Annotated in this window: 2 protein-coding genes and 1 tRNA gene; 1 reads left to right on the forward strand and 2 read right to left on the reverse strand. The window is 68.2% G+C overall.

Annotation, left to right across the window (positions count from 1 at the left end):
- Positions 1-167: 167 nt before the first annotated feature.
- Both AB0903_RS34260 and ugpC read right to left on the reverse strand, forming a co-directional pair.
- Entirely contained in the window at positions 168-590 is a 423-nt protein-coding gene (locus tag AB0903_RS34260) for a hypothetical protein (protein ID WP_366708724.1), read from the reverse strand.
- A gap of 208 nt (positions 591-798) precedes the next feature.
- Positions 799-1,923 carry a sn-glycerol-3-phosphate ABC transporter ATP-binding protein UgpC gene (gene ugpC, locus AB0903_RS34265; RefSeq protein ID WP_366708726.1) on the reverse strand — a complete coding sequence of 375 codons (1,125 nt, stop codon included), beginning with the start codon at positions 1,921-1,923 and terminating at the stop codon, positions 799-801.
- Positions 1,924-2,102: 179 nt separating this feature from the next.
- On the opposite strand from ugpC, the gene AB0903_RS34270 reads away from it, so the two are divergent.
- Positions 2,103-2,176, forward strand: a tRNA-Thr gene (locus AB0903_RS34270).
- Positions 2,177-2,303: the final 127 nt, after the last annotated feature.

Consider the following 2,303-nt stretch of genomic DNA (forward strand, 5'->3'; position numbering starts at 1 on the left):
GGCTCCTCGGCGTCGTGGCGGCGCTGCCGGGCGCCGGGCCGACGCCCCTCGCGTCCGGTCGGCGCTCCTCGGCCGCCCCCTGGCGCTCCAGGGCCGCCCCAGGGGGCGCCGGGGGCGGCGTCGGGCTCCCTAGTGCCGCGACAGGGCAAAACGTGCCGGGAGGGGCACTAGGAGCCCTGGGCCTGGTGCGCGACGCCCGTGGCGAACGAGGTGTCGCAGACGGGCCGGGAGAACCGCTGGGCGCGCGTCGGCCCGTAACGCTCCACCGCGGCGCGGCCGAGGGCACGCGCGATCGACACGCAGTGCTCGGCGAGTGACGGGCGTGCCTCGACCTCGCGCTGGAGGTGGGTGAGCGCCACGCCGGGGTCCTTCGTCTGCAGTTCGGCCAGCAGCCGGTCGCGCAGGACTTCCTGCGGGGCACGGGGCTTGGCACGTACGGAGACGTTCTCCGAGGAGGCGGTGAGCATCTGAGACTGTGTGGCCTGCCCCGCCCACGGGACGGCGGTGACCGCGAGGGTTCCCGAGAGCACCAGGACGACAGGCAGAACTAGAGCGAGTGTGCGGCCGATTCGGCGGGCTGTGTGGGTCACGCGAGTGAGCGTAGCGTCCAGTGATGATATGGCGACATTTAGTCACTCACGCGAGGGACCGTTCTAGGTGTCCTTTCGAATCGCATGTTGACGCGGAGCCGCGAAATAGGCCGAATGCCCTGCCTGTCGGGGGATTTGTCCCTTGAGAGGAAAAGCCGGGCTCCGCACCGAAGTGCGGAGCCCGGCCCGGGTCCCGGGGCGACTGCCCTCAGTCGCTCAGTCGCTCGCCCGTCGACGTCGAGAAGACGTGGAGCTCGCCCGGCTGAGGCACGACGTGCAGCTCGCTGCCCTTCCGGGGGACGCTGCGGCCGCCGACGCGGACGACGAGATCCTTGTGCCGGCCGCCGACCTCGGCGGAGCCGTAGACGAAACCGTCGGCGCCCAGCTCCTCGACCACGTTCACCGCCACGGCGAGGCCGGCCGGGGCGTCCTTGGACAGGGTCTTGGCTTCGGCCCCGTGCTCGACGACGTCGAAGTGCTCGGGGCGGACACCGACCGTGACCGTGGTGTCGCCCTTGTCGGCGGCGGCGGACAGGGCCTCGCGGGAGACCGGGACGATGCTGTTGCCGAACTTCACACCGCCGTCGGTGATCGGCACCTCGACCAGGTTCATGGCCGGGGAGCCGATGAAGCCGGCGACGAAGAGGTTGGCCGGACGGTCGTACATCCGGCGCGGCGAGTCGACCTGCTGCAGCAGACCGTCCTTCAGCACGGCCACCCGGTCGCCCATGGTCATGGCCTCGACCTGGTCGTGCGTGACGTACACGGTGGTGATGCCGAGGCGGCGCTGCAGGCTCGCGATCTGCGTACGCGTCGACACACGGAGCTTGGCGTCGAGGTTCGACAGCGGCTCGTCCATGAGGAAGACCTGCGGCTCACGCACGATCGCCCGGCCCATCGCTACACGCTGGCGCTGACCGCCGGAGAGCGCCTTCGGCTTGCGGTCCAGGTACTCGCTCAGGTCGAGGATCTTCGCGGCCTCCTCGACCTTCTTGCGGATCTCGCTCTTGTTGACGCCGGCGATCTTGAGCGCGAAGCCCATGTTGTCGGCGACGCTCATGTGCGGGTAGAGCGCGTAGTTCTGGAACACCATGGCGATGTCCCGGTCCTTGGGCGGCAGGTGTGTGACGTCGCGGTCGCCGATCCTGATGGACCCGCCGTTGACGTCCTCGAGACCCGCGAGCATGCGCAGGGAGGTCGACTTGCCACAGCCGGACGGTCCGACGAGGACGAGGAACTCGCCGTCCTCGGTCTCGATCTCGAGCTGGTCGACGGCGGGCTTGTCGGAACCCGGGTAGATCCGGGTCGCCTTGTCGAACGTGACGGTAGCCATGCTGAAGCGTCTCCTTCACCGGCAGGAACGTGCCGGACGATCCGTTGTAAGGGAGTGGTGTAGTCCAACGGTGTGGACCTTCCGTGACGCTACCCGGCCGTGTGACGTCTGTCAGCAGTTCATGGCCCGCGAAAATTCTTGACCATGGTGGTCCGGCGGTTCGTTACACTGCTCTGGCTGCCTCCTTAGCTCAGTTGGCCAGAGCGCTTGACTTGTAATCTTGAGGTCGTCGGTTCGATTCCGACAGGAGGCTCTGAGCAGCACGGAAGGGCCCCGGCATCCAGAGGCGGGTTCTAGCGATCCCCGCAACACCCTGATCTTCAGGGAGTTGCGGGGATCGTGGATTTTGAGGGCTTGAAGGTGAGGTTCTTCGAGGCGCT

The sequence above is a fragment of the Streptomyces sp. NPDC048389 genome (assembly GCF_040706335.1).
Lineage (GTDB): Bacteria > Actinomycetota > Actinomycetes > Streptomycetales > Streptomycetaceae > Streptomyces.